At 62.3% G+C, this 23,426-nt stretch carries 23 protein-coding genes; 15 read left to right on the top strand and 8 right to left on the bottom strand.

Translation table 11 applies throughout. The annotated features are described in order from the left end of the window. The first annotated feature begins 15 nt into the window (after positions 1-15). Genes EWH12_RS09240 through cobU form a run of 8 tightly spaced genes read left to right on the top strand, consistent with a single transcriptional unit; the run spans position 16 to position 6,661 of the window. Positions 16-423, top strand: coding sequence for a DUF1636 domain-containing protein (locus EWH12_RS09240; protein ID WP_066653785.1), 408 nt, complete (start codon positions 16-18; stop codon positions 421-423). Then, positions 420-1,436: a nicotinate-nucleotide--dimethylbenzimidazole phosphoribosyltransferase gene (cobT, locus tag EWH12_RS09235; RefSeq protein WP_066653783.1), complete on the top strand. Its 1,017-nt coding sequence runs from the start codon at positions 420-422 to the stop codon at positions 1,434-1,436. The genes EWH12_RS09240 and cobT overlap by 4 nt, the downstream gene beginning before the upstream one ends. After that, on the top strand, positions 1,433-2,002 hold the full coding sequence (locus EWH12_RS09230) for a histidine phosphatase family protein (RefSeq protein WP_066653780.1): 570 nt from the start codon (positions 1,433-1,435) through the stop codon (positions 2,000-2,002). The genes cobT and EWH12_RS09230 overlap by 4 nt, the downstream gene beginning before the upstream one ends. Further along, entirely contained in the window at positions 1,999-2,739 is a 741-nt protein-coding gene (locus EWH12_RS09225) for an adenosylcobinamide-GDP ribazoletransferase (protein ID WP_066653778.1), read from the top strand. Before EWH12_RS09230 ends, EWH12_RS09225 begins: the two co-directional genes overlap by 4 nt. Continuing rightward, entirely contained in the window at positions 2,736-3,719 is a 984-nt protein-coding gene (gene cobD / locus EWH12_RS09220; RefSeq protein ID WP_066653882.1) for a threonine-phosphate decarboxylase CobD, read from the top strand. The genes EWH12_RS09225 and cobD overlap by 4 nt, the downstream gene beginning before the upstream one ends. Next, positions 3,712-4,662 (top strand): adenosylcobinamide-phosphate synthase CbiB, encoded by a 951-nt coding sequence (cbiB, locus tag EWH12_RS09215; RefSeq protein WP_066653886.1) that lies wholly within the window; start codon positions 3,712-3,714, stop codon positions 4,660-4,662. The genes cobD and cbiB overlap by 8 nt, the downstream gene beginning before the upstream one ends. Beyond that, entirely contained in the window at positions 4,650-6,137 is a 1,488-nt protein-coding gene (locus tag EWH12_RS09210) for a cobyric acid synthase (protein WP_066653776.1), read from the top strand. Before cbiB ends, EWH12_RS09210 begins: the two co-directional genes overlap by 13 nt. Next, positions 6,134-6,661, top strand: coding sequence for a bifunctional adenosylcobinamide kinase/adenosylcobinamide-phosphate guanylyltransferase (gene cobU / locus EWH12_RS09205; protein WP_066653774.1), 528 nt, complete (start codon positions 6,134-6,136; stop codon positions 6,659-6,661). Before EWH12_RS09210 ends, cobU begins: the two co-directional genes overlap by 4 nt. 500 nt (positions 6,662-7,161) lie before the next feature. On the opposite strand, the gene EWH12_RS09200 is transcribed toward cobU, so the two are convergent. Together EWH12_RS09200 and EWH12_RS09195 are read right to left on the bottom strand one after the other, a co-directional pair. Further along, positions 7,162-7,845, bottom strand: coding sequence for an RES family NAD+ phosphorylase (locus EWH12_RS09200; protein WP_006966709.1), 684 nt, complete (start codon positions 7,843-7,845; stop codon positions 7,162-7,164). Between the two features lie 3 nt (positions 7,846-7,848). After that, entirely contained in the window at positions 7,849-8,247 is a 399-nt protein-coding gene (locus EWH12_RS09195; RefSeq protein ID WP_196805715.1) for an antitoxin Xre-like helix-turn-helix domain-containing protein, read from the bottom strand. Positions 8,248-8,685: 438 nt separating this feature from the next. Between EWH12_RS09195 and EWH12_RS09190 the strand changes: the two genes are divergently transcribed. Then, positions 8,686-9,006 carry a DUF736 domain-containing protein gene (locus EWH12_RS09190; protein ID WP_006966713.1) on the top strand — a complete coding sequence of 107 codons (321 nt, stop codon included), beginning with the start codon at positions 8,686-8,688 and terminating at the stop codon, positions 9,004-9,006. Between the two features lie 87 nt (positions 9,007-9,093). Here the strand turns inward: EWH12_RS09190 and EWH12_RS09185 are convergent, their stop codons facing one another. Then, positions 9,094-9,960, bottom strand: a complete 867-nt coding sequence (locus EWH12_RS09185; protein WP_006966715.1) for a class I SAM-dependent methyltransferase — start codon at positions 9,958-9,960, stop codon at positions 9,094-9,096. A gap of 92 nt (positions 9,961-10,052) precedes the next feature. On the opposite strand from EWH12_RS09185, the gene EWH12_RS09180 reads away from it, so the two are divergent. From EWH12_RS09180 to EWH12_RS09155, 6 genes are all read left to right on the top strand, one after another. Beyond that, positions 10,053-10,649 (top strand): TetR/AcrR family transcriptional regulator, encoded by a 597-nt coding sequence (locus tag EWH12_RS09180; protein WP_006966717.1) that lies wholly within the window; start codon positions 10,053-10,055, stop codon positions 10,647-10,649. Next, positions 10,646-11,827 carry an efflux RND transporter periplasmic adaptor subunit gene (locus EWH12_RS09175; RefSeq protein WP_129926375.1) on the top strand — a complete coding sequence of 394 codons (1,182 nt, stop codon included), beginning with the start codon at positions 10,646-10,648 and terminating at the stop codon, positions 11,825-11,827. The genes EWH12_RS09180 and EWH12_RS09175 overlap by 4 nt, the downstream gene beginning before the upstream one ends. Continuing rightward, positions 11,824-13,026, top strand: coding sequence for an ABC transporter permease (locus EWH12_RS09170; protein ID WP_006966720.1), 1,203 nt, complete (start codon positions 11,824-11,826; stop codon positions 13,024-13,026). The genes EWH12_RS09175 and EWH12_RS09170 overlap by 4 nt, the downstream gene beginning before the upstream one ends. Then, positions 13,019-13,741: an ABC transporter ATP-binding protein gene (locus tag EWH12_RS09165; protein ID WP_006966722.1), complete on the top strand. Its 723-nt coding sequence runs from the start codon at positions 13,019-13,021 to the stop codon at positions 13,739-13,741. Before EWH12_RS09170 ends, EWH12_RS09165 begins: the two co-directional genes overlap by 8 nt. Before the next feature lie 43 nt (positions 13,742-13,784). Continuing rightward, positions 13,785-14,195, top strand: a complete 411-nt coding sequence (locus EWH12_RS09160) for a DUF2946 family protein (protein WP_006966724.1) — start codon at positions 13,785-13,787, stop codon at positions 14,193-14,195. 158 nt (positions 14,196-14,353) lie between these two features. After that, positions 14,354-16,414: a TonB-dependent receptor plug domain-containing protein gene (locus EWH12_RS09155; protein WP_242495998.1), complete on the top strand. Its 2,061-nt coding sequence runs from the start codon at positions 14,354-14,356 to the stop codon at positions 16,412-16,414. Between the two features lie 47 nt (positions 16,415-16,461). Here the strand turns inward: EWH12_RS09155 and EWH12_RS09150 are convergent, their stop codons facing one another. The 5 genes from EWH12_RS09150 to EWH12_RS09130 form a co-directional block, all read right to left on the bottom strand. Then, positions 16,462-18,315 (bottom strand): HipA domain-containing protein, encoded by a 1,854-nt coding sequence (locus tag EWH12_RS09150; RefSeq protein ID WP_006966728.1) that lies wholly within the window; start codon positions 18,313-18,315, stop codon positions 16,462-16,464. A 232-nt stretch (positions 18,316-18,547) separates the two neighbouring features. After that, a complete protein-coding gene (locus EWH12_RS09145) occupies positions 18,548-18,943 on the bottom strand; it encodes a type II TA system antitoxin MqsA family protein (protein WP_006966729.1) in 396 nt (131 codons plus the stop codon). 104 nt (positions 18,944-19,047) lie between these two features. Continuing rightward, positions 19,048-20,328, bottom strand: a complete 1,281-nt coding sequence (locus EWH12_RS09140) for a tyrosine-type recombinase/integrase (protein WP_129926373.1) — start codon at positions 20,326-20,328, stop codon at positions 19,048-19,050. Positions 20,329-20,861: 533 nt separating this feature from the next. Further along, entirely contained in the window at positions 20,862-22,247 is a 1,386-nt protein-coding gene (locus EWH12_RS09135; RefSeq protein WP_129926372.1) for an efflux transporter outer membrane subunit, read from the bottom strand. Further along, positions 22,244-23,425 carry an HlyD family secretion protein gene (locus EWH12_RS09130; RefSeq protein ID WP_066599048.1) on the bottom strand — a complete coding sequence of 394 codons (1,182 nt, stop codon included), beginning with the start codon at positions 23,423-23,425 and terminating at the stop codon, positions 22,244-22,246. Before EWH12_RS09130 ends, EWH12_RS09135 begins: the two co-directional genes overlap by 4 nt. Between the last annotated feature and the right edge of the window lies 1 nt (position 23,426).

Here is a 23,426-nt window from a genome sequence, read left to right as displayed (position 1 = left end):
AAGGACCAGAAAACCATGCTGATACCCGTGGAGGACGGCCCCGCTATCGTGGCCTGCAACACCTGCCGCCACAGTGCCGATGCGCGTGAGGACGCCGCCGGAACGCGCGGCGGCGCGCAACTTGTTGCCGCGCTGCGCTCGGTTCAGCAGAGCGACGCGCGCTATGCCGGGGTTGCCGTGCAGGAAATGGCCTGCCTGTTTGCCTGCACCGATTTCTGCACCATCCACCTGCGCGCGCCGGGCAAGGTCGGCTATGTGCTGGGCCGCTTCGCCCCGGACGAGGACGCCGCTACCGCCATTCTGGACTATGCGGTCCACTATGCCGCCAGCGAGCATGGCCGGGTGCCGTTCAAGCAATGGCCGCAAGGCGTGAAGGGCCATTTCATCACGCGCACCCCGCCGCCGGGCTTCGTCGCGGAATGAGCCGGTTTGCCACGCTGGCCGCGTTTGAAGCAGCCCTTGCAGATATGCCAATCGCTGATGCGGACGCCATCGCCGCTGCGCGCGCGCGGCAGACCAGTCTGACCAAGCCAGCCGGATCGCTAGGGCGTCTGGAAGACATCGCCGTGTTTCTGGCCGGATGGCAGGGCACGGCGCAGCCGGTGATCGAACAGGGTCGCGCGGCGATCTTTGCCGGGAATCATGGCTTCGTCGTCCACGGGGTCAGCTCCTTTCCCGCCAGCGTGACCGCCGCGATGGTCGGCAATTTCACTGCTGGCGGCGCGGCGATCAACGCACTGGCCGGGGCGGCCGGACTGGATCTGCGGGTGGTTGCACTCGATCTCGACCGGCCCACGGCGGACTTCACTGTCGCTGCGGCAATGGACGAGACGGAGTGCCTTGCTGCACTTTCTGCCGGAGCGGCGGTGGTGGAGCCGGGGCTGCACCTGCTGGTCGTCGGCGAAATGGGCATTGGCAATTCGACCGCCGCCGCCGCGCTCTGCGCGCGCAGTTATGGCGGCACGCCCGCGCAATGGGTCGGGCCGGGCACCGGGGTTGATGCGGGCGGAATCGCGCGCAAAGTGGCGGTGGTGGAACAGGCACTGGCCTGTCATGCCAATGCGCCGGACACCCCGTTTGAAATCCTGCGCCGGTTGGGCGGGCGCGAAATCGCCGCGATTGCCGGGGCCGTGCTGGAGGCGCGCCGTCTGCGTATTCCGGTGGTGCTGGACGGGTTCATCAGCTGCGCCGCGCTGGCGCCGCTGGCCGCCGCCGTTCCGGCGATCACCGATCATTGCCTGGCGGGCCATTGTTCGGCTGAACCGGGGCATATCCGACTGCTGGGGCATTTGGGCCTTGATCCCCTGCTTTCGCTGGGGATGCGATTGGGCGAAGGCAGCGGCGCCGCACTGGCGGTGTCGGTAATCCGGGCAGCGCTGGCCACGCACAATGGTATGGCGACATTTGCCGAGGCCGGGGTGGCAGACGGCTTGTGAGCAGCTTTCCACTTTACCTCTTGCGCCATGGCGAACCGGAAGGCGCGGGGCGGCTGATCGGCCGCACCGATGCGCCGCCTACGGCCGCCGGTATCGCGGCCTGCGCCGATCAGGCGCGGGATCTGGCGGCGGAAGTGCTGATCGCGTCCGACCTGTCACGGGCGCGTTTGGCGGGCGAGGCCATTGGGCTGGCGACCGATGTGCCGCTGTCAATCGATCCGCGCTGGCGCGAGCTGGACTTTGGCGCATGGGACGGGATGGCGCCGGGCGATGTCGAAGGCGCGGCGCTGGCGCGGTTTTGGGACGATCCCGATGGCCATGCGCCGCCCGGTGGAGAACGCTGGTCGGCGCTGGTGGAGCGTGTGTCCGCTGCCATTGACGATCTGGCCGCGCGGCCAACGCTGATCGTCACGCACGCTGGCGCGATGCGGGCGGCGCTGGCGGTGTTGTGCGGGTTTGACATGCACCAGACGTGGGCCGTTGACCTGCCCTACAATTGCCTGCTGACGTTGCGCGTCTGGCCCGGAGCAACCCCCACGGCACAGATCGCGGGGCTTTATCCGTGAGGGGCTTCATCATCGCCCTGCAATTCCTGACGCGGCTGCCTATGCCAACTCCACTGCGGACAATAGTCGTGGATGATGCCGCGTTTGCCCGGTCGATGCGCTGGTTTCCCGCTGTAGGCCTGGTTATTGGTGCAGCGGTTGCGGGAGCCGCATGGGCAGGCGCGCTGGTCGATCACCGGCTGGGCACATTAGCCGCACTGATCGTCTGGGTGGGCGTGACCGGCGCGCTGCACCTTGATGGCCTGGCCGACCTCGCCGATGCCAGCGGCGCGGCGCATAAAGATCGCGAGCGGCTGCTGGCCGTTCTGGCCGATCCCCATGTCGGCAGCTTCGGCGTTGTCGCGATTGTGCTCCAACTGCTGAGCAAGTTGGTGCTGCTGGATATGCTGGTGGATGCACGGGCGTTTGGCGCGCTGGTACTGGTGCCGTTTGCCGCGCGCATCGGCCCGCTGGTGTGGACATGGTGGCTGATGCCGCTGCATCAGGGGCTGGCGGCTCGATTCCGTTCCGCCATCGGCGCGATCGATCTTGCGGGCTGGGCGGCCGCGCTGGCAGCGGCGGCGTGGTTCACTCCGGCGCTGCTTGTCACACCATTGCTCGTTCTGTGGTGGGGGAGGCACGTGCGCCGCGCGTTGGGCGGGATTTCCGGCGATGGCCATGGTGCAGGCATCGAGTTGATCGAAACCGGCTTGCTGCTGAGCGTGGCAATCACGGGCCTATGGATACACACGACATGAACAGTTTTAGTTTTCACGGCGGCAGGTTGGCCGATGCCATGGCGCAGTTCGGCATGGGCAAGGCGCCGTGGATCGACCTGTCCACCGGCATCAATCCGCATGGCTGGCCCGGCGCGGACAATCTGGCAGTGGACTGGCAGGCGCTGCCCGACACCGGCGCGCTGAACGATCTGGAGGCCGCCGCCGCCGCCTGTTTCGGCGCGGACCCTGCCCATGTCTGCGCTGTTCCGGGCACGGAGATCGGCTTGCGCATGCTTGGCGATATCCTGCCCGGCCCCGCTATCCATGCCCAGCCCAGCTATCGCACCCATGGCGAGATGATTCCCCGCAGCCGTCCCGTAGCCCTGACCGAATTGGCGGGGACAGAGGAAGCGACCCTCATCATCGCCAATCCCAACAACCCCGATGGGCAGATCACCCCGCCCGCGACGCTGCTGGGCTGGCTGGAGGCGCGGCGCGACAGCGCAGCGTGGCTGGTCGTGGACGAAGCCTTTGTCGATGCCGCCCCGCACAGCAGCCTTGCCGCCCATGTGCAGGACGAACAGCGGCTGATCATCTTCCGCTCGTTCGGCAAATTCTTCGGGCTGGCCGGGGTGCGGCTCGGCTTTGTGCTGGGACCGCGCGCGCTGATCGCGCAATATCGGCAGCGGTTGGGCAGTTGGCCGCTATCGGCAGCGGCGCTGGCCATCGGCACGGCGGCATATCAGGATGTGGACTGGACAGCCGCCATGCGGATGGCCTTGCTTGAACAGGCGGATGCGCTGGACGCGGTGCTGGCGCGGCGAGGTTTCAGCGCGATAGGTGCCTGCCCGCTGTTCCGGCTGATCGAAACGGACAATGCCGCCGCGCTGTTCGAACGCCTTGCGCGCCATGCCATCCTGACGCGGCCGTTCGATTACGATCCGCGCTGGCTGCGCCTGGGCCTGCCCGCCGACCGAGAGGCGCTGGATCGCCTTGATGCGGCGCTGGCTGATGATTGATCTGACTGCTTTCCTGGCCTTGGTGCTCGACGCGGCAGTGGGCTGGCCTCAGCCGCTGTATCGCCGGATCGGCCATCCTGTGGGCATCTTTGCGCGGATTATCGCCGCGCTGGAACGGCGCTGGAATGTCCCCTCGCGGTCCGATGGACAGCGGCGCATGGCCGGGGCGGTCACCGTCCTGCTCCTGCTGGGTGTGGCGGGCGGTGCGGGCTGGGTGCTGCAAAGTCTGCTCGTGGCAATCGCCGGGCCTTGGGCCTGGCCCCTGATCGCTGTGCTGGCCTGGCCGGGTCTGGCGCAGCGCAGCCTGTACGACCACGTGCGCCCCGTTGCCGATGCGCTGGAGCGGCAGGATATGCCCAGCGCGCGCGCCGCAGTCGGCATGATCGTTGGCCGTGATACGGCGGCGCTTGATGAAGCGGGTGTTGCCCGAGCGGCGATCGAGAGTCTGGCGGAAAGTTTCTGCGACGGGGTGGTCGCGCCGTTGTTCTGGCTGCTGGTGCTGGGGCTGCCCGGTATCTGGGCCTATAAGGCGATCAACACCGCCGACAGCATGATTGGGCACCGCGAGGAGCGATGGCGCGCCTATGGCTGGGCTGCGGCCCGCACCGACGATGCGATGAATCTCGCGCCAGCGCGTCTCGCGGGATTGCTGATCTGCCTGTGCGGCGGGGGTGGCTGGCGGATAGTATGGCGCGATGCGTCCAGGCACGCCTCGCCCAATGCGGGCTGGCCCGAGGCCGCGATGGCCGGGGCGCTGGGGCTGCGTCTGGCGGGGCCAATCGCTTATGACGGGATTCTTTCGGACAAGCTCTGGATTGGGGAGGGAGACCGCCCGGCCCGGGCAGAGGATATTCAGCGCGGATTGGGCATCTACGCCCGTGCATGTCTGTGCCTGTGGTTGATAGCGGCCGGAATTGCAGGAGGTGCAGCATGGGCGCTATAATGCTTCAGGGCACCGGCTCTGATGTGGGCAAATCCGTGCTGGTGGCGGGGCTGTGTCGCGCCTTGGTGCAGCGGGGTTTGCGGGTCTTGCCGTTCAAGCCGCAGAACATGTCGAACAATGCTGCCGTCACCAGCGATGGCGGCGAGATCGGCCGGGCGCAGGCCTTGCAAGCGATCGCCTGCAAGGTGGAGCCGCATACCGACATGAATCCGGTGCTGCTGAAACCGCAGGCGGATCGCACATCGCAACTGATAGTGCATGGCCGGGTGCGAGGCACATTGGGCGCGGGCAATTTCCGGCAGGCACGGGGCGCTTTGCTGGGCGAAGTTCTGGCCAGCTATGAGCGGCTCCGTCAGGCCTGCGACATCGTCGTGGTCGAAGGCGCAGGATCTCCTGCGGAAATCAACCTGCGCGCAGGCGACATTGCCAACATGGGATTTGCGCGCGCGGCAGGCGTGCCAGTCGTGCTGGTGGGCGATATTGATCGCGGCGGAGTAATTGCCGCCATCGTTGGCACGAAAACGATTATCGACCCGGCCGACGCGGCGATGATCCAGGGCTTCATCATCAATAAGTTCCGGGGCGATCCCGCCTTGTTCGCCGATGGCTATGCCCAGATCGAAAGCTTGTCAGGCTGGCGGGGTTTAGGTGTTGTCCCGTGGCTGGGGGCCACCGCGCGTCTGCCAAGCGAGGATGCCGTGGTACTGGAACGCGGCAAGATGCGCGCAGGGGGGCGCACCATGATCGCCTGTCCGATCCTGCCGCGCATTTCCAATTTCGATGATCTTGATCCGCTGAAGCTCGAACACGAGGTAGAACTGCACATGGTTCCGCCCGGTCAGCCGATTCCGGCAGAAGCCGCGCTCATCATCCTGCCCGGATCAAAGGCGACCATTGCCGATATGGCCGCTTTGCGCGACGAAGGCTGGGACATCGATATTCTGGCGCATCACCGGCGTGGCGGGCTGATCCTTGGGATTTGCGGTGGTTACCAAATGCTCGGCAAAAGTATCGCAGATCCCGATGGGATTGAAGGTCCGGCCAGCGCTGCCAGCGGCCTTGGCCTGCTTGATGTCGAATCAACCTTGCACGCCCACAAGGCGTTGCGCCCGGTCAGCGGGCTGGCGATGGACGCGCCTTTTCAGGGGTATGAAATGCACATGGGGCAAACCAGCGGGCCGGACACGCAGCGGCCCTTCGCCCTGCTTTCCGATGGACGCTGCGATGGCGCGATTAATGCAGGCGGAACGGTGTTTGGTTCCTATGTCCACGGCCTGCTGGCCGATGCGGAGCTGCGCCGGGCACTACTGTCGCGCATGGATGTAGAAGCCGGGGGCGTGGACTATGGCTTCACCGTCGAGGCGGCGCTTGACGAGATCGCAGTCGCGCTGGAGGAGGATCTCGATATCGACGCGCTGGTGGCGCTGGCGATGGCGGAACGCCCCGCCTCCGTCCCAGCGAGAGACAGTGCATGAGCAGTGCCTTGCCCCATTTGCTGGTGCTGGGCGGAGCTCGTTCGGGCAAAAGCCGCTTTGCCCAAGGCCGGGCAGAGACCCTGACAGGTAAACTGGTCTATCTGGCGACAGCCCAGGCCTTCGATGATGAGATGCGCGAACGAATCGCGCTGCACCGCGCCGATCGCGGTCCGCGCTGGTCAACTGTCGAGGCACCGCTGGACCTGGCGGTGGCAATCACGGCATATAGCACGCCGGAAACGGTGGTGCTGGTCGATTGCCTGACGTTGTGGGCTTCGAACCTGATGCTAGCGGAACGCGATACTGCTACCGCTACGGAAGGACTGGCGCGCTCGCTTTCAGCCGCACGGGGGCCGGTCATTCTGGTCGCCAACGAAGTGGGTCTGGGCATTGTACCCGACAACGCCCTTGCCAGAAGGTTTCGCGATGTTGCGGGCCGCATCAATCAGGAAATAGCGGCAGTGGTTGAAGAGGCAGTCATAATGTTCGCCGGCCTTCCATTGACGCTGAAACCTAAAGGATGAGCGGCTAGCCATACCACTTGCCACTGTGCAACTCGTGGGGGCAGGTGGTATGGGGCAAAGCCAGATCCAGCGTGTCGGTGACGTCGCCAGCAATGATTGTGGTGCATAGCTTCCACTAGATGATGTAGCGGGAATAACGGTGTCTGCGGCTCGCTGATTAGCGAGTATGCCTTCGGACTCGGGGATCCCCGACCGCAGAGGTAATCACCGAAGTGCGCCAGTGCTCGACTGTCGACCGGTCTTGACAGCCTGGCCCGTTTTTTGTCCCGGTGTTGACACCTGAGCCGGAAACCTTTTGCCCCAGACCCCCATCCGCCCCATCTCACGCTAGCTAAGGCGGGTTGCGGCGAAGTCTGCCGTTTGAGCGGCGCACGTCGAACGGCAGCATTGTCCCAGACTCTGTCCTTCCAGCGAGCCGAAAACCGACTCAGTTCACGATAGCCTTTGGGAAAGTTTGCGGCGGCGGAACGACTGATCTGGGGTGAAATGCTGGCAGCCCTTCAACTATCCAGCAACCGTTTCTCGTAGACTGTGCCAATTTCGCTTCCATCCCACACATAGCAAAGGTGCCGCTCCTGTCGGCAATTTGCCAACAGTCTAGGCCGAAACACAGCGGCACATTCGCCGTCAGGATCGCGGACACTCTCATAGACAATCCCGTCCGAACCTGCATCGCGCATGGTCCGAGCGGTTTCCTGCGACACGGCATAGCTGCTCGGATGGTACAGAGCTGACAACGCCTCTCGCTGCCCGCGGATGTCGTGAAGGCTCGCGTCGAGATCGACGGCATAAACCCGCATGTCGAGTTCCTGCGCCGGTTCGTCGGTGGCCTTTAGGAAGTGCGTGCGGTGATGTCGGGTCTCGGCGATGGCGGTTGCCAGTGTAAGTCCGGCATAGAAGACGCCGTAGCTACCGTCGGTGAAGCGGTCGCCGACCGGGTTGAGGTGGGTGAACGCCGCCATGATCGGCGAGGATCCGGGGCCTGACACGCGGTCTTCAGGCGGCACGAGCGACAGCTCGCCTGCTTCGTCGCGCAGGCGGTCATTGGTCATCGCCTCGATGGCATAGACCGCTTCGAGATCGGCAGGATCGGCAATCGCCTCGAACAGCGAGATCGGGGGAAATCTGCTGGGGATGATGCGGTAGCAGGGCGTCCAGCGAACTTCAGACGTGGGAATGTCCACGGGTCAGCCGCGCTGCCCGTCAACATACTGACGCACAACATAGAGATCGGCGACATTGCCTGACATCATCCGTTCGAGCGCCGAGGCGCCGCCGAAAACCTGCGCCTTGTTGGGTTTGCGCACCCACTCATCGGCCGTCTTGGGCAACAGGATCTGCAGGCCTTTGTAGATGCCCATGACATAGGAAATCCGCTCCAGCGCATCCTTGGGCAGCGCCGCGACCACGCCGCGCTTCCAGGATTGGAAGGTCGAGCGGCTCTCCAGACCGAGCAAGCGCATCTGCTCCTGCTCTTTCAGGCCCCAGGCATCGGCAATGCGGAAGAACGTGCGCAGGGCTGGCCCCGTCAGATCCTTGCGATCAAGTCCCTTTACAGGCGCTTTGGCTGCAGTTTGGATACCCATGGCGGCATGTCCTTTCATGGCTTCATATGCTTATATTCTGTACAAAAGTCAATATGAGAGCTGATATTGCACATTTCAGTCTGTGTAATGCGGCGAGGAGCCCCCGCTGTTGCCCGTCGAATGTCCAAGGTGACAACGCCTCTCGATCAGCCAATTGCTGCGTGCGAGGGATGATTGCTGCTGCACTCCATGCAGTGATCCGGTGGGGAGGAAGCCTCCGACTTTTGGTCGATGAAAACGGAGATTGCCGAGTGACATTCGTTTTCAGGCGGAGCGAAAACCACCCCTCCTTGTCGCCTGTCTGCGGGTCTCGTCACGCCTAATACCGTCAACCCCGTGCGGGGTTCGCCCTTCGCTGACGCTGCGGTGACGGCGGCTTCCGGCCCCTTCTTTTGGCGCCATCGGGGATGGTCCCCGACCACCTTTAGGAGAAACGACATGGCTACCATCGCAAATCTCACCGTGAAGTCTGACGACAGCTTCGAAGGCAACCTCGCCACGCTGACCGTGTCGGCACCGATCGCCATCATCCCCAACAACCGCAAGACCAAGGACAGCGAACCCGACTACCGCATCGTCAGTCGCAAGAACGGCTTCGAACTGGGCGCAGGCTGGAAGCGCTTCTCGCAGAACACCGGCGCCGAATATGTCTCGGTCTCGCTCTCAGCTCCTGAATTCGGCACCATCTATGGAAACATCGCCAACGCGCCAGGCGATGATCCTTCGAAGAAGGTCATCATCTGGAACCCGCCGAGCTAAGGCGTAATTGGCGGCCCCAACTCCGGGTGGGGCCGCTCCTGCCTGGGCGTAATTCGTCCCGTGAGAGGTCGTTGATCGAGAGCGCAGTTAAGCCTTGGCTGACACCAGCCAGGCCTTGCCCTGCATCATCACCCCTTGGTTCGGCACGTGGTGCTTTGCGAACAATTCCAGCAATTCACCCTCCGCCGCAGCTCGGACATCTGTTCCTTGCTCGTCCAGCGCTTTGCCGACGGCCATGGAGGACAACACGAAACTTACCGCTTCCTGCGCCGTTGCTCCAACGCCGCCAACCGGTTGCTGCCCTGTATAGGCCATGATGTCGGGACTCGAAAAACCACCGGCCGCAAGCACCTCGTTCAGATACTCCAGATCCTCGAATGCGAAGGGTCCTGGAGCGCGCGGTACAGCAGGTGGAATATCAACATGTCTGCGGACAACGCCCATCATTTCCATCATCCACAAATTGTCGCGCGGCGGAGCCCAAACTGCGAGATCGATACGCGCACCGGGCCGCAAAAGGCTGCGCAGGTTTGCAAAAGCCTGATGCGGCTCAGCAAAGAACATGCTGCCGAAGCGCGAAAAGAGACGATCGAATGGCGCATCCGGCAGTTGTACATTGCTGGCATCCGCACAGATGAAGCGGATATTGCCAACACCGGCGTCGCTCGCCCGCTTTGTCGACGCCGCAGTGAGGTCAGGCGAAATATCAATACCCAACACCTCACCCCCGGGAGCCACCGCATTGGCAATGGCAATGGTTGTGCCCCCACCGCCGCAGCCAATATCAAGCACACGCTCAACAGGCTGAAAATCAGCGCGGGCTAGTAGAGCTGCACCTATGGGTGCGATCATCCCTTCAAACCGCGCAAGATTGGCTAGCCACTTGGTGCCCATTTCCCCGGCCCAATCTTCGCCCTTGATCGTGCTGGTTTTATCACCCGACTGTTTCGTCATGCCGCTTCCCTCTCACAAGATTACAGAACCATAGGCCAGAATTCGCCATAAAAGGTAGTGACTAATTACTCACAAAAGCGCAAGGTGGTCAGATGCCCCGCACCAAACTCTCCGCCGATGCACGCCGTGCCGCCACTGTTGAAACGGTGATTGGCTTGGCAGCAGCCACCAATCCGGCGGACATTACGACTGCGCAGATTGCAGCGCAGATGGACGTGACGCAGGGCGCACTTTTCCGCCATTTTGCCGACAAGCAAGCGATCTGGGCTGCAGTGATGGACTGGACTGCCACCACGCTGCTCGCGCGCTTTGATGCCGTTACAGGGGTGACGCCAATTGAACGGCTGCGTGCCATGTTTGCCACGCATATCGATTTCGTCGTGACCCACCCCGGCGTGCCCCGAATATTGTTTGGCGAATTGCAGCGGGATGGCGACGCGCTGGGCAAGATGAGCGTGCGCGCACTGATGGCCGCGTATCGCGAACGTGTGACGAACCTGCTGACTGAAGCAAAAGCGCAATCGCTTATCGCCGAGACGGTCGACATCCCCGCTGCGGCCACAATGTTCCTTGGCATGGTGCAAGGGCTGGCCATGCAAGCAATGGCAGCCAGTGATTTCACCACGATGCCCGCCGTTTCGGGGAGGCTATTCGACCTCTTTTGTGATGGACTGGGAGTGGCCAAATGACTTTGCCATTCACCATGAGCCGCCGCGGCTGGACATTGCTGGCCGTGTTAGCGCCACTTCTGCTGCTCTTTGCCTGGGTGGCATTCCGCTCTGGCCCGCTTGCCCCGGTCAATGTGACGATCGCGCAAGTAGAGGAGCGCAGCATTGCCCCGGCCATGTTCGGCATCGGCACCGTCGAGGCGCGCTACACCCAGAAAGTTGGGCCAACCGCTGCGGGCCGGGTGACAATGGTCGCCGTGGATGTGGGCGACATAGTAGTCGCAGGGCAATTGCTGGCACAAATCGATCCAATCGACCTCGACCAGCGCATCGATGCAGCGGCTGGCGGGACTGCGCGGTCAGCCGCGCTGGAACAGGCCGCAGTAGCTCAGATTGCGGATGCGAACGCCCGGGTCGTTCTCGCCCGATCCGTGGCCGCACGGACGGAAGAGCTGAAACGGGGTGGCTGGGTCACCGATGCGATGGTTGATCAACGCCGTCAGGAACTGGCTGCTGCGCAGGCAGGACTTGCGGCGGCGCAGGCCAATCGCAGTGCTGCCACAATGGATCGGGGACGTCTGGGCGCTGAACGATCGGCGTTGGTGGAGCAACGTGCCAACCTGCGCCTTGTCGCACCGCACGCTGGGCTGGTGGTGCGCAGAGCTGTGGAACCCGGCACAACCGTAGTGGCCGGTCAGGCTGTGATTGAGACTATCGATCCATCGCAATTGTGGATCAACGTACGCTTCGACCAGACCCAATCGGCTGGTCTGGCAGCGGGCCAGCAGGTGCGGATTGCTTTGCGATCGAGGCCGGATGCTCCCCTTTCCGGCATAATCGAACGCGTTGAACCGATGGCAGATGCGTTGACGGAGGAAGTGCTGGCCAAGGCACGGTTCACTATAACCGGCGGATTGCCCGCAATCGGTGAATTGGCCGAGGTAACCGTGGCCCTGCCGGCACAGGCACGATCACTGGCCATACCTAATGCAGCTGTACACCGGATTGATGGGCAGGTTGGCGTTTGGGTGGTCCGTGACGGCGATCTTGTCTTCGCGCCCGTCAGGCTGGGCGCTCAGAATCTGGAAGGCTGGGTGCAGGTGCTGCATGGCCTCACCCGGGGCGAGGACATAGTAATTCACAGCGCGCGGGCGCTATCGGCTAGCAGCCGATTCAGCATTGTCGACGCACTGCCATGATCAGCCTAGCGGGGCGCGATATCCTGCATGGCTGGGGCAAATTCGTTCTTACCGGTGTAGGACTGGGTTTGTTGATCGGTGTCACCTTGTCGATGGCGGGCGTCTATCGCGGCATGGTCGATGATGCGCAGGCCTTGCTGGACAATAGCCGAGCCGACCTGTGGGTCGTGCAGAAGGACACGCTCGGTCCCTATGCCGAACCGTCCAGCCTGACCGAAGACAGCGAACGCCCGATCCAGGCGATGCGCGGTGTCGCCCAAGCCGCGGGCGTAACTTACCTCACCATGCAGATTGCGCACGGTGACAAGGATGTGCGGGTAATGGTCGTCGGGGCGGAAATGGGCGAGCCGGGACTGCCCGGCCAACCCACCCATTTGATCTCCGGACGCCAGATCGTGCGTGGCCACTATGAAGCTGTGGCCGATGTGAAGACCGGCTTCGCAATTGGGGATCGCGTCAAAGTGCGCCGCAACTTCTACACCATCGTCGGGTTGACCAGCCGGATGGTGTCATCGGGCGGCGACCCGATGTTGTTCCTGTCGCTAAAGGATGCCCAGGCCGCCCAGTTCCAGAAGGACAGCGACGCCATTGTCCGTCAGAGGGCGCGCACGGCTGCCAATCCCCAACTGAACCCGCCGGGCAATCCGGCGGTTGCGCAAGCTGTAAACGCCGTTCAGTCGGGCAATAGCAACGTCAATGCCATTCTGGTCACCATCACACCGGATGCCGATCCCGATGAAGTCGCCGCCGCAATCCGCCGTTGGCAACGCCTCACGGTCTATACGCGCGCCCAAATGGAAGAGATCCTTGTCCAGAAACTGATTGCCAACTCGGCCCGGCAGATCGCAATGTTTCTGGTCATCCTTTCGATCGTGAGCGCAGCCATCGTGGCGTTCATCATCTATACCATGACAATCGGAAAAATCCGCGAAATTGCCGTGCTGAAACTGATCGGCACGCGCAATCGAACGATCTCGTGGATGATCTTGCAACAGGCGCTGGGGTTGGGACTGATTGGATTCATCGTCGGCAAAATTGCCGCCAGCCTGTGGGCGCCCTTCTTCCCTAAATATGTTCTGCTGCTGCCATCGGATTCGATCCTGGGCTTCGTGGCGGTGATGCTGATCTGCACAGTGGCCAGCTTTCTGGCCATCCAGGCTGCGATCAAGGTGGATCCGGCGGAGGCGATCGGTGGCTGAGGGCATCATCCTTGAGAATGTCGTCAAGACCTACGGCAGCGGCGACACGGCAGTTCATGCCCTGCGCGGCGTCGACATGGCCGTGGCAAAGGGCGAAGTGATCGGACTGATCGGGCCATCAGGCTCTGGCAAAAGTACATTGCTAAAATGCCTTGGCGCAGTGATCGAACCGACGTCAGGCAAGATGACGATTGGTGACCAGTGCATTTATGACAATGGCTGGAAGGTCCGCGATCTGCGCGCGCTGCGCCGCGATATGATCGGCTTCATTTTTCAGGCACCCTATTTGATCCCTTTCCTTGATGTGACCGACAATGTCGCGTTGCTGCCGATGCTGGCCGGAAAGCCAAATGCAGAGGCACGAAAGATGGCCCGAGATTTGCTCGACGCTTTGGATGTCGGTCACCGCGCCGCCGCCATGCCCTCACAGCTTTCGGGGGGGGAGCAGCAGCGTGTGGCGATTGCCCGGGCATTGATCAATCGTCCGCCGGTCATCCTTGCCGATGAACCCACTGCGCCGCTGGATGGCCAGCGTGCTCTTGCTGTTGTGGGGCTTCTCAACGACATGGCCCGGCAGTTCGATACCGCGATCATCATCGTCACTCATGATGAAAAGATCATCCCGACCTTCAAGCGGCTCTATAATATTCGAGACGGCCATACGGTTGAGGAAACACCGGGTCATCATGAGCCAGAAGCATCGTTCGGAATATGACCTCCGTGACAACCTTCAAGACAAGAGCTAAGTGGCGGCGCGAATGAACACCTTGCGCACCTTCACTTTCCAGCGGCGAACATGGGCGATGGTGCTTGTGGCGATCGCCCTGCTCGTTCGCGGACTGATCCCTGCGGGCTATATGGTGGCACCCTCAGCGCTCACACTAAGCGTTCAGATTTGTTCGGGTTTCGAAAACGAGCACAGCACCATCGAGATTGTGGTGCCGCGATCGGGCAATGGGCAGGACCGCTCAGGCGATCATAGCCAGAAGAATCCACCTTGCGCCTTTTCCGCCCTGTCGATGGCGTTGATCGCGGGGGCGGATGGCCTTTTGCTCGCATTGGCACTCGCATTCATCCTCATCACGAGCGCACGTCTCGTTGCGTTGCCGGTGCATCGGCGCTTTGCGCATCTGCGCCCGCCACTGCGTGGCCCTCCATCATTCGCCTGACAAAACGACCTGAACCTGCGGACTGATCCGGGCCACAATCGCGCCTGAGCTCCGCATCAATTTCAAGGCAAGTCACCCGAACCGGCATCTTCGATGCGGGCGGCACGACTTTGCATGTTTTGCGAATGATCTGAACCATGAAGACTTCACTCTTAAGCTTGGCGGTCGCCCTGACCGCTGCCACGCCTGCCTTTGCCGCTGAAGGCGATGAACAATCAGCTGACACCATCGTCGTGACAGCGCCGCGCCTGACGGCCACCGATGCCGCGACCGAAGCTGACGAGGAACTGTCCACCGGCCCCGATGGCGCGGCCTTTATTGCGCGTCAGCCCGGCGCGGCTGTCGTCGCGAATGGCACGCTTTCCGGCCAGGTGCAGATGCGCGGCCTGTTTGGCGAGCGCATCCTGCTGCGGATCAATGGCCAACGTTTCGCGACAGGTGGCCCCAACGCCATGGACCCGGCAATGCACTATGCACCGATGATGCTGATCGACAGGATCGAGATCGCACGCGGCATTTCCCCTGTGCGTGACGGCCCGGGATTGGGCGGCGGCGTCAACACCATCCTCAAACATGCGCGCTTTGGCGACGGCTCCAGCCTGTCACCACAGATCGACCTGACCAGCCAATATCGCAGCGTCGATGACAGTGTGGCCATTGGCGGTCTTGTGGCTCTCGCCAGCGACAGCCTGCGCCTCGGCGTGATTGGCTCCTATGAAGCCGGTGACGACATCCGCTTCCCCGGCGGGCGCATTGGCAGCACGTCATTTCATCGCACAGTCTATGGCGTTCAGGCTGGCTTTCGCGCGGGGCCCGGCGAGTTCAGTCTCGAATATCGGCGGCAAGATACCGGCCGCTCGGGCAACCCGCCGTTCGCCATGGACATTGTCTATTTCCACACCGACTTTGCCCGCGCAGGGTTTGAAGGTGATCTGAACGACGACCTGCGGCTGGAAGTCCACGCCAATTACACCGGTGTGTCCCACCGCATGAACAACTATGAACTACGCCCCGCGCCAATAATCGCAATGACCCGGCAGTCAGACACCTATGCCGACACAATGGCCGCCGATGCGTCGCTGCGCTTTGGTTCGGCAGATCGCCACATCCGGGTCGGCGGTGATTTCGAGCTGATCGACAAGGGCTATGTGCTCTATAATCCCTTGTCTCCAGCCTTCTTCATCCATCCGCTTGATCGGGCCAGCAGCGACCGGGTCGGCGGCTTTGTCGAATGGCGGAGCGGCTTTGGTGCTATTGAATCCGAACTGGGACTACGCATCGACCGCCACGGCGCATCGACCGGCCCATCGCGCTTTGGCCCCGGTGTTCCGGCCGGTCCGGTCAATCTGGCCAATGCCTTTGCACTGGCCGACCGCAACTGGTCGGGCACCAGCGTCGATGCATCGCTCCGGCTATGGGCAGAGATGGATGCATTCACTCCGCGGCTGACACTCGCGCACAAGACGCGCGCACCCAGCCTGATCGAGCGCTATTCTTGGTTGCCCACTGAAGCCAGCGGTGGTCTCGCCGACGGGAACATCTATGTCGGCGACGTCAATCTCAAAATCGAAAAAGCTTGGATCGCAGAGCTTGGCGTCGACTGGCAGGGTGACACTGCCTACGCCCGACCGGTCATCTACTATCGCCGGATCAACGATTTCATTCAGGGTATACCGTTCGACACCACTCCCGGCATTCTTAACACCCCGGTTGAAATCGTATCAAATGGCAGCGGTGATCCCACGCCGCTGCGCTTTGCCAACACTGATGCGCGCATATGGGGCGCCGATATCGCGTTCGGCGCAAAGATTGCGGGTCCGCTGCGCCTTGACGGTGTCGCCAGCTATGTGCGTGCTGAACGCACCGACATTGCCGACAATCTCTACCGGATGGCACCTGCCAACGGACGTCTGGCAGTGAGCTGGGAGGAAAGCCGCTGGTCGATCTCGGTCGAAGGCCAGTTCATCGCCCGGCAGCACCATGTGTCCGCTACCAATACTGAGGCGCCGAGCGCTGGCTATGTCCTTGCCAACATCTCTGGCTACTGGCTGATACGCGACGGTGTCCGGCTCGATCTTGGCATCGAGAATCTGTTCGACACCTACTATCTCGATCATCTGGCCGGATATAACCGGATAACAGGGTCCGATGTCCCGTTGGGATCACGTTTGCCAGGCGCAGGCCGCTCCGCTTTCGCCCGAATCCGCTGGGCGATGTAGCAAAAGGCGGGCGCTTGTCTGCACTGTGCTGACGAGCGCCCGCTACCCTAACCCTCATCGCCAGCGAGCGCGGCGCAGCGCTCGCCGGTCAGAGCCAATACCTGGCCCTGGACGGTAGCGGCAACCTCGCCCTCCGCCGCAAAGGCCGGGAGCCGGACGGTTCCGACGGCTTGTGCGAGGCTGCCGGTCAATTCGGCAATGGCCCTTTCCGCGTCACCTTGCGGCAGGCCGATCGTGCGTGCCAGCGTCATGAAATCCCGGCGCGTCAGCCGATCATCCTTGCCACCCAGCTTGAGCGCCATGCGATCGCCGCCAAGACCCGGGAAGACCCGCGTCGTGACCGCATCATACAGCGGAGCGAAGCGAACCGAGGTGAAAGCCTTGGCATTCGGTTCGGCGATTTTGAGCAGCGCGAGATTTTTGAGGTGCATATCGCCATCGGCAATCAGCCAGGCAAAAACCGCACGGCGGAACAGGATATCGAGATCCGCTGCAGGGTCGGTCGACAGCGGCCGCAGTCCGCGCGCCATCCGCTCTATCGTCCCGTCATATTTGGCAGAGGCAGGAAGATCGAGGATCGAGCAGAAATCCTCAAGCGCGATCCGCCTCTGATCATCCGGCTCCAGGCGGATGTCGAACCGCTCTACAATGAGCGCGGGAGCCATGCCATCGGGCATCGCCGTCAGGGCGACATCAGGCGCGGCAAAGCCTGCAGCGCGGCCAAGTTCAAGGCAGAGCCATTCCACGATCGGCAGCATCTCGAAGCCAGCGGTGCCTGCTGGTTTGAGGATATGGGTAAATGGCAGATCGATGGCCGGAAGGAGTGTGCCATCGGGTGCCAGATGCATCGGCGCCTTGATCTGAACACCCGACAAGCGCGGTGTTTCGGCGCGCGCGAATATGCGCGCGAGGTTTTGCTCGAAACTCTCCTCGATGGCACCGCGCGCCGGGCCATCATAGTGGCCAGTGAAACGGCCTGCCTCGACAAAGCCGCTCAGCTTCGTCGTGAGAATGTCAGCCGGTAGTGCCGTCAACTCGTCGCGCGTCTCGACCACAGCGACGTTGGACATATAACGCCGTCCACGCTTCAAAGCTTCGCGCTCGTCCCGCTCGTGAAGCACCTTTGCGAGCCAGCCTTCCGGCAGGAGGGATTCGACAAAAGCCGGAAGTTTGCCGGGCGTTGTCTCCCGGATGAGCGTCGGCCCTGAGCGCCGGGCCGGCTTCCAGCGCCACTCAAAGCCGTCATGGGCGAGGTTCCCGAGCGGCTCGCCATGCCAGGCGATCATCAGATCCAGCGCGGCCTTGTTTACGGGCGCTTTGGCCGTACCCGGCTGCGCCATAAGGAAGCGTTCAGCGGCTTCGCCTTCGCGATACCAGCCATTTTCGCGGGCCAGTGCCCAGACTGCATCGGCGGCTTCCTTGGTCGTGCCGTGCTCCTCGACGAGACGCGCAGCCAGTTGGACGCGCATCTCGGCGGTGATGGCGCTGGCATGTTCGCTGCGCAGCCGAAATGCTTCCAGAAAGCGTTGCCGCGGGGAGGATGCATGAATACGCAGCTCGCCCTGATCATCACCAACCACCGCTGATGCGGTCGAAGGGTGCTTCGGCGCTTCGTTCTGGACGATTTCCAGGCTGCGCAGCCGCGTGCGTTGGTTGCGTTTTCCGCTTATAAAAAGCCTGCCATCGGGTGTCGGAGCAAGCAGGACCGCGCTCGCCGACGACAGATAGGCATTGGGATAGAGATACTGTGCGATGCGGATCGCGTGGCCCATTATGGCAGCGTCCGCATCGACATCTTGATCGATATATATGCCGCGCACGAGCTGGACGAGCTCGCCCGCTTGCGCGCGCTGGTGCGCGCGCTTGGCATCGATCGTTTCGCCGACCAGATGGACTGTCATAGGATTATCTCGCACTTCAGATGCGCGTTAATCCCACGGGTGGATGTGATATGCAAGAATTATCTCGCATCTCACATGCACGTTAATTCCGCAAGCAGGTGCGGTGCGGAGCACACCGCTGAGGGCAAGCACCGACCCACCTCTGGACTAGGCTATTTCTGCTTGATCCCGCAGCATGTCCGAAATGCGTATACATTTTTCGGACAGCGTCCTGGAAGCGCCTCTTACTGGCCTACCGTCGGATATTGCGGAGAGTTGTGACCTCTTCCAGATGGCGATCAAGAATCTCAATCAAGCCAACCGCAGCTTCACTGGGCTGCATTGTACCACGCTCATACTTTTGGAACGCTCGCCGTCCGCCGCCAATGATCCTACCCGCCTCTTCTTGGGTGAGGCCAAGCTTCTTGCGCACGGCCTTGACCCGTGCGGCATAGGCCGCTCGCAACTCGAGATAGGCTTGATCCAATGCTTGAAGTTCAGCGCCCGAATGGATGGAATCGCCATCGCCTTCAGGATACCAGCCCGGCACCTCCACTTCGCGTGACAACGAGCCAACGCTCAGCGTTTGCATCCGGGCGTCACGCCGAAGCACATCACCGGTCTTGGGATGAAAGCGAGTCTGACCCATCTTCAAACCTCCTTGCCCGATGTCGATCGAATATCGTTAAGCATCTCACCGGCAAACCCCAGCGCCAAATGCTGTATTTGGCTTCCAAAAATACACCTTCAAGGTTAAATTTCAATTGCCGACGTTTGCCTGACTGGGCGCAACGATCCAGCGCCTTCGGCAAGCAGGCGGGCGATCTCGTCTGAAGTTTTGCGCACCGCTAGCTTCAGAGCTTCATCGATATGGATGTAGTCCTGCGTGACGTTCTGCGAAGCATGCCCGAGCATGGCCCGTATCGTCAGTTCCGTGAATCCGAGTTCGCCCGCGATGCTGCCGAAAGTGTGGCGAAGGGTATGCAGTGTGGCGCCCTCAATTCCCGCCCACTGACAAACTCTCCGGAAGCAGGCTGGTGCAGCCTGGTATGCGCCAGCGCCCGTCATTGACGGGAACACGTAGGGGTTACCAACGATCTCGGGTTGAGCGAGAACGACCTTCAGTGCTTCTGGGCCGATCGAGCGGACCTGTGCATCGGTTTTGGTATCCGGGAAGGAGACAAACCCACCCTCCGCATGCACCCAGGCGCGCTTCATCGACTGCGCCTCTTCCCGTCTGTATCCTGTCAGCGCAAGTGTCCGCACCACTGCAAGTGCTGTCGGATTTTCGCCATTACGTTCGGCATAGGCGATGGCTTTGCCGAACGCGACGAGTTCGGCAGTGCTGAGCCGTCTCGTCTTCTTGTTGATTGCGAGTTTCTTGGCTCCTCTGGTTGGGTGCTCCGCAATCAGCCCCTTGTGCTTGGCATGACCCAAAATGGCTTGCAGCGACCCGAGGCATCGCGACGCGACGCCAGGCCCGCCAGCGGGCCGACCACCACGGCCTTTACCTCTAGCCTTGGCAGTTTTCCCGTCCCGGACATCAGCCTGCATCTGCTCGACATCCGCGATTGTCAGCCTTTTCGCCATGCGATGGCCAAGAATCGGTTTGATGTGAGTGTTGATCCTGCTCTCATCCATCGCGAGCGAGGAGGCCTTGATTGGACGGTTCTTGCGGCCAAGAATGTTGCCGGCGCGGGCTTCAACCAGATACCAGTCACAGATCTCGGCGACCGTCATGCCACTGCGGGCCTGATGAATTGCCTCTGCCGGGTCCTGACCACCAGCAACTTCGCCAAGCTTAATCTTCGCCAGATCCCGAGCCTGCTCCGTCGTGATGACACCATAGCGACCGAGATTGATACGCCGCTTGATCCCTTCGATGTTGCGGTACTGAACGATGAAGGTCTTGAGCCCCGACGGAAGCGCCCGCAAGCCGAAACCCCGAATCTCGCTGTCCCACAGGACGGCCTGTTTATCTTTAGGCGGCGCGAATGCGTCCACATTGCGCTTGTTCAACTTCGCTGTCGGCATATTTGACCCTCCATTTGGAGACAAAGATTTCAGAGGGGTGCTTTGTCTCCATTTTGTCTCCAGATTTAAGCGTTTCGAGGGTATTATGGGCGGAGACAATCGTAAAGAGGAACATTATAAATATCTGATTTAGCGTAGTTAATCGTACTCAGGAGAGTTTTGGAAAAGTGGCTGAAATATTTTGCCAAGGTTGGGGTCGAGGGTTCGAATCCCTTCGCCCGCTCCAGAAATCATCGAAAAATCAATGGTTTCTGGGGCGCTGAGGCGAGGAAAGTTTGGGGACAAGGCTGTCCAAGCCGCACGCCCTCTCCATATTGTCGCCAGAAAATCAACAAGGCTAACGTCTCACATCGTCGCCAAATCTCTCGATATGACCGAACATATCGGCTCTTCGCTCCATTTACGTCCTCCAGTCCGATAACCACCTTGTCTTGGTGTCCACCAAACCGGCAGCAGGCCAGTCGCCTGTTGCGAGCTCTAATCGCTCAGGTGACCGGCGCAAATCCGTCACAGGTCCACGCTAAGGATGGCTTTCATCCTCCACCAGTTTGTCCGCCAGACCATCCGCCGCCCAGCGCACGGTAGAGCGTTATGATATTTTCCAGCTGGAGCTGTCGCACGCTGATCGCGTCAAGTTCTGTAGCATAGAGATTTCGCTGGGCGTCGAGTTGCTCGATATAGGCCGCATAGCCGCCCCGATAACGATCCGTGGCCAGCGCGACCGACCGTTTCAGGATCGTGCGCCGGTTGTGCAGCCGGTCGATTTGTTCGGCATAGCGCAAGACCCCGGTCAGCGCGGTTTCGACTTCCTCGAACGCGGCGAGCGCCGCGCCGCGATAGGCAAAGGCGGCCTGATCGCGCTGCGCGGTGGCGGTGGCGACCTGCGCCGTCAGCCTGCCGCCCGAAAAGATCGGGGCCAGGATGCTGCCGCCCAGGCTCCAGATGGTGACCGGATCATAATCGGTCGCATTGACCAGCAATTGCCCCAGGCTGGCGGATAGCGCGACTTGCGGCAGGAAGGCGGCGCGGTCGGCCGCCAGCCTGGCGTCGGCGGCGGCGATCGCCAGTTCGGCGCTGGCTATGTCGGGACGGCGGCGCAGCAGGTCGGATGGCAAGGTGGCGGGTACGACCGGCACGGGAAAATCGATCAGGCTGCGATGGCGCGCCACGGGTCCGGGCAGATCGCCGACCAGCCGGCGCAGGGCGTTCTCCTGCGCGCTCAACGCCAATCTGATTTGCGGAATGGCCTGTTCGACGGCCTGATATTCCGATTGCGCCTGGGTCAGTTCGAATTGAGAGATATAGCCGACCGACGCCTGGTCGGTCGCCAGGCGCAAGGCTTCCTTGCGCGACGTCACGGTTTCCTGCGACACGAACAATTGCGCGTCCAGCGCCAGCAGCCCGATATAGCCCTGCGCCACCTGCGCGGCGACGGACAGGGCCATGGCATCGCGATCCGCCTGGCTGGCGACATAGCGCAGCCGGGCGGCATCGGTCAGGCGCGACAGTCGCCCGAACAGGTCCACCTGCCAATTGGCCTGCAATTCCGGTTGCAACGCCGTGCTGGTGGAGAGGCCCGATGCACCCGGCGCGCGCGCATATTGGCCCGCCCCGATGGCGTCGACCGCAGGCAGCAGGGCCGATCGCGCGGTGCGTATGTCGGCCTGCGCCTCCTGCACGCGGGCGGCGGCGACGAGTATGTCGGTGTTGCGGGCAAGCGCATCCTCGATCAGCCGATCCAGAACCGGATCGCCGAACGCACGCCACCAGTCGGGGGCGATGGACCCGGCAGCGGCGACCGCGTCGCGCCATGCGGCAGGCGCTACGACCGTAGCGGAGGCCGGCGGGCGCACATCCGCGGGCATACATCCCGAAAGCAGGGTCGCTGCACCTGCAAGCGCCATACAATGCCGCTTCATCGCACGCTGCCTGTGCCGGTCGCGCCGGCGGTTTCGACCCGCGTCACGACCGACATGCCGGGCCGCAGCCGGTTGGCGAGCGGCTGGCCGGGGTCGATGTTGATGCGGATCGGGATGCGCTGGACGACCTTGGTGAAGTTGCCGCTGGCATTATCGGGGCGCAAAACGCTGAATTCCGAACCCGTCGCCGGGGCGAAGCCCTCGACATGCCCTTTCAGCGTTTCGCCCAGCGCATCGACCTTGAAGGTCGCGACCTGGCCGGGACGGATGTTGCGGGTCTGGGTTTCCTTGAAATTCGCCACCACCCACAGGCTTTCGGGCACCAGGAACAGCAGTTGCGAGCCCGCCGCGACATATTGCCCCTGCCGCACGCTGGCTTCGCTCAACTGCCCGTCCTTGGGCGCATGAATGACTGTGTTGGCAAGGTTGATCCGGGCAAGGTCGCGCTGCGCCGTTGCGGTCTTGACCTGCGCCTCCAGCCCAAGGCGCGACACTGACGTCGCCTTTGCGCTTTCCTCCGCTATGCGGATCGCGGCGCGCGCCTTGAGCACATTGGCGGCGCCCGATCGCGCGGTCGCGCGGATCTGGTCGCGCTCTCGCAATGATACCGATCCGCGCAGGGCCAGGTCGTTGACCCGCTCCTCGTCCGATCTCGCGCGATCGCGCTCCGCCTGCGCGGCAAAAAGGTCCGCGCGGCGCGCCTCTATGTCGGCCTGATTCTGGGCCAGCGTCTGTGCGGCGTTGGCCAGTTCCGCCCTGGCCGCATCGAGTTGCCCCTCGGCCTGTGCCAGTTGCTGGCGATAGATGCGGTCGTCGATCCGCACCAGCGGTTGCCCGGCGCGGACATGCTGGAAATCGCGCACCAGAACCTGCGCGACATAGCCGTTGACCTGCGGCGCCATCACCGTGATCTGGCCGCGCACATAGCTGTTTTCCGTCGTCACGATGCTGCTGGTGAACGGCCAGATGCGCCAGGCGGCCAGGATGAACAATATCCCGATCAGCGCGACGCCCGCCATGATGAACACCGTCTTGCGCCGGGGCTTGATGGTTTTGGGCGGTTCCGCAACGGTCGCGTCATCGCTCGCCCCCAGCGGGTTGCCATTGGCGTCCACCAGGTCGGGCGTTGGCGCGTCATCGACCGGGCGATCGTCGCGGATGATTGGTTCGTCTGCCATG

Source organism: Sphingobium cupriresistens (assembly GCF_004152865.1).
GTDB classification, from domain to species: Bacteria; Pseudomonadota; Alphaproteobacteria; order Sphingomonadales; family Sphingomonadaceae; genus Sphingobium; species Sphingobium cupriresistens.
The sequence above is the reverse complement of the archived record's forward strand: the minus strand, read 5'-3'. Positions and strand labels throughout refer to the sequence as shown.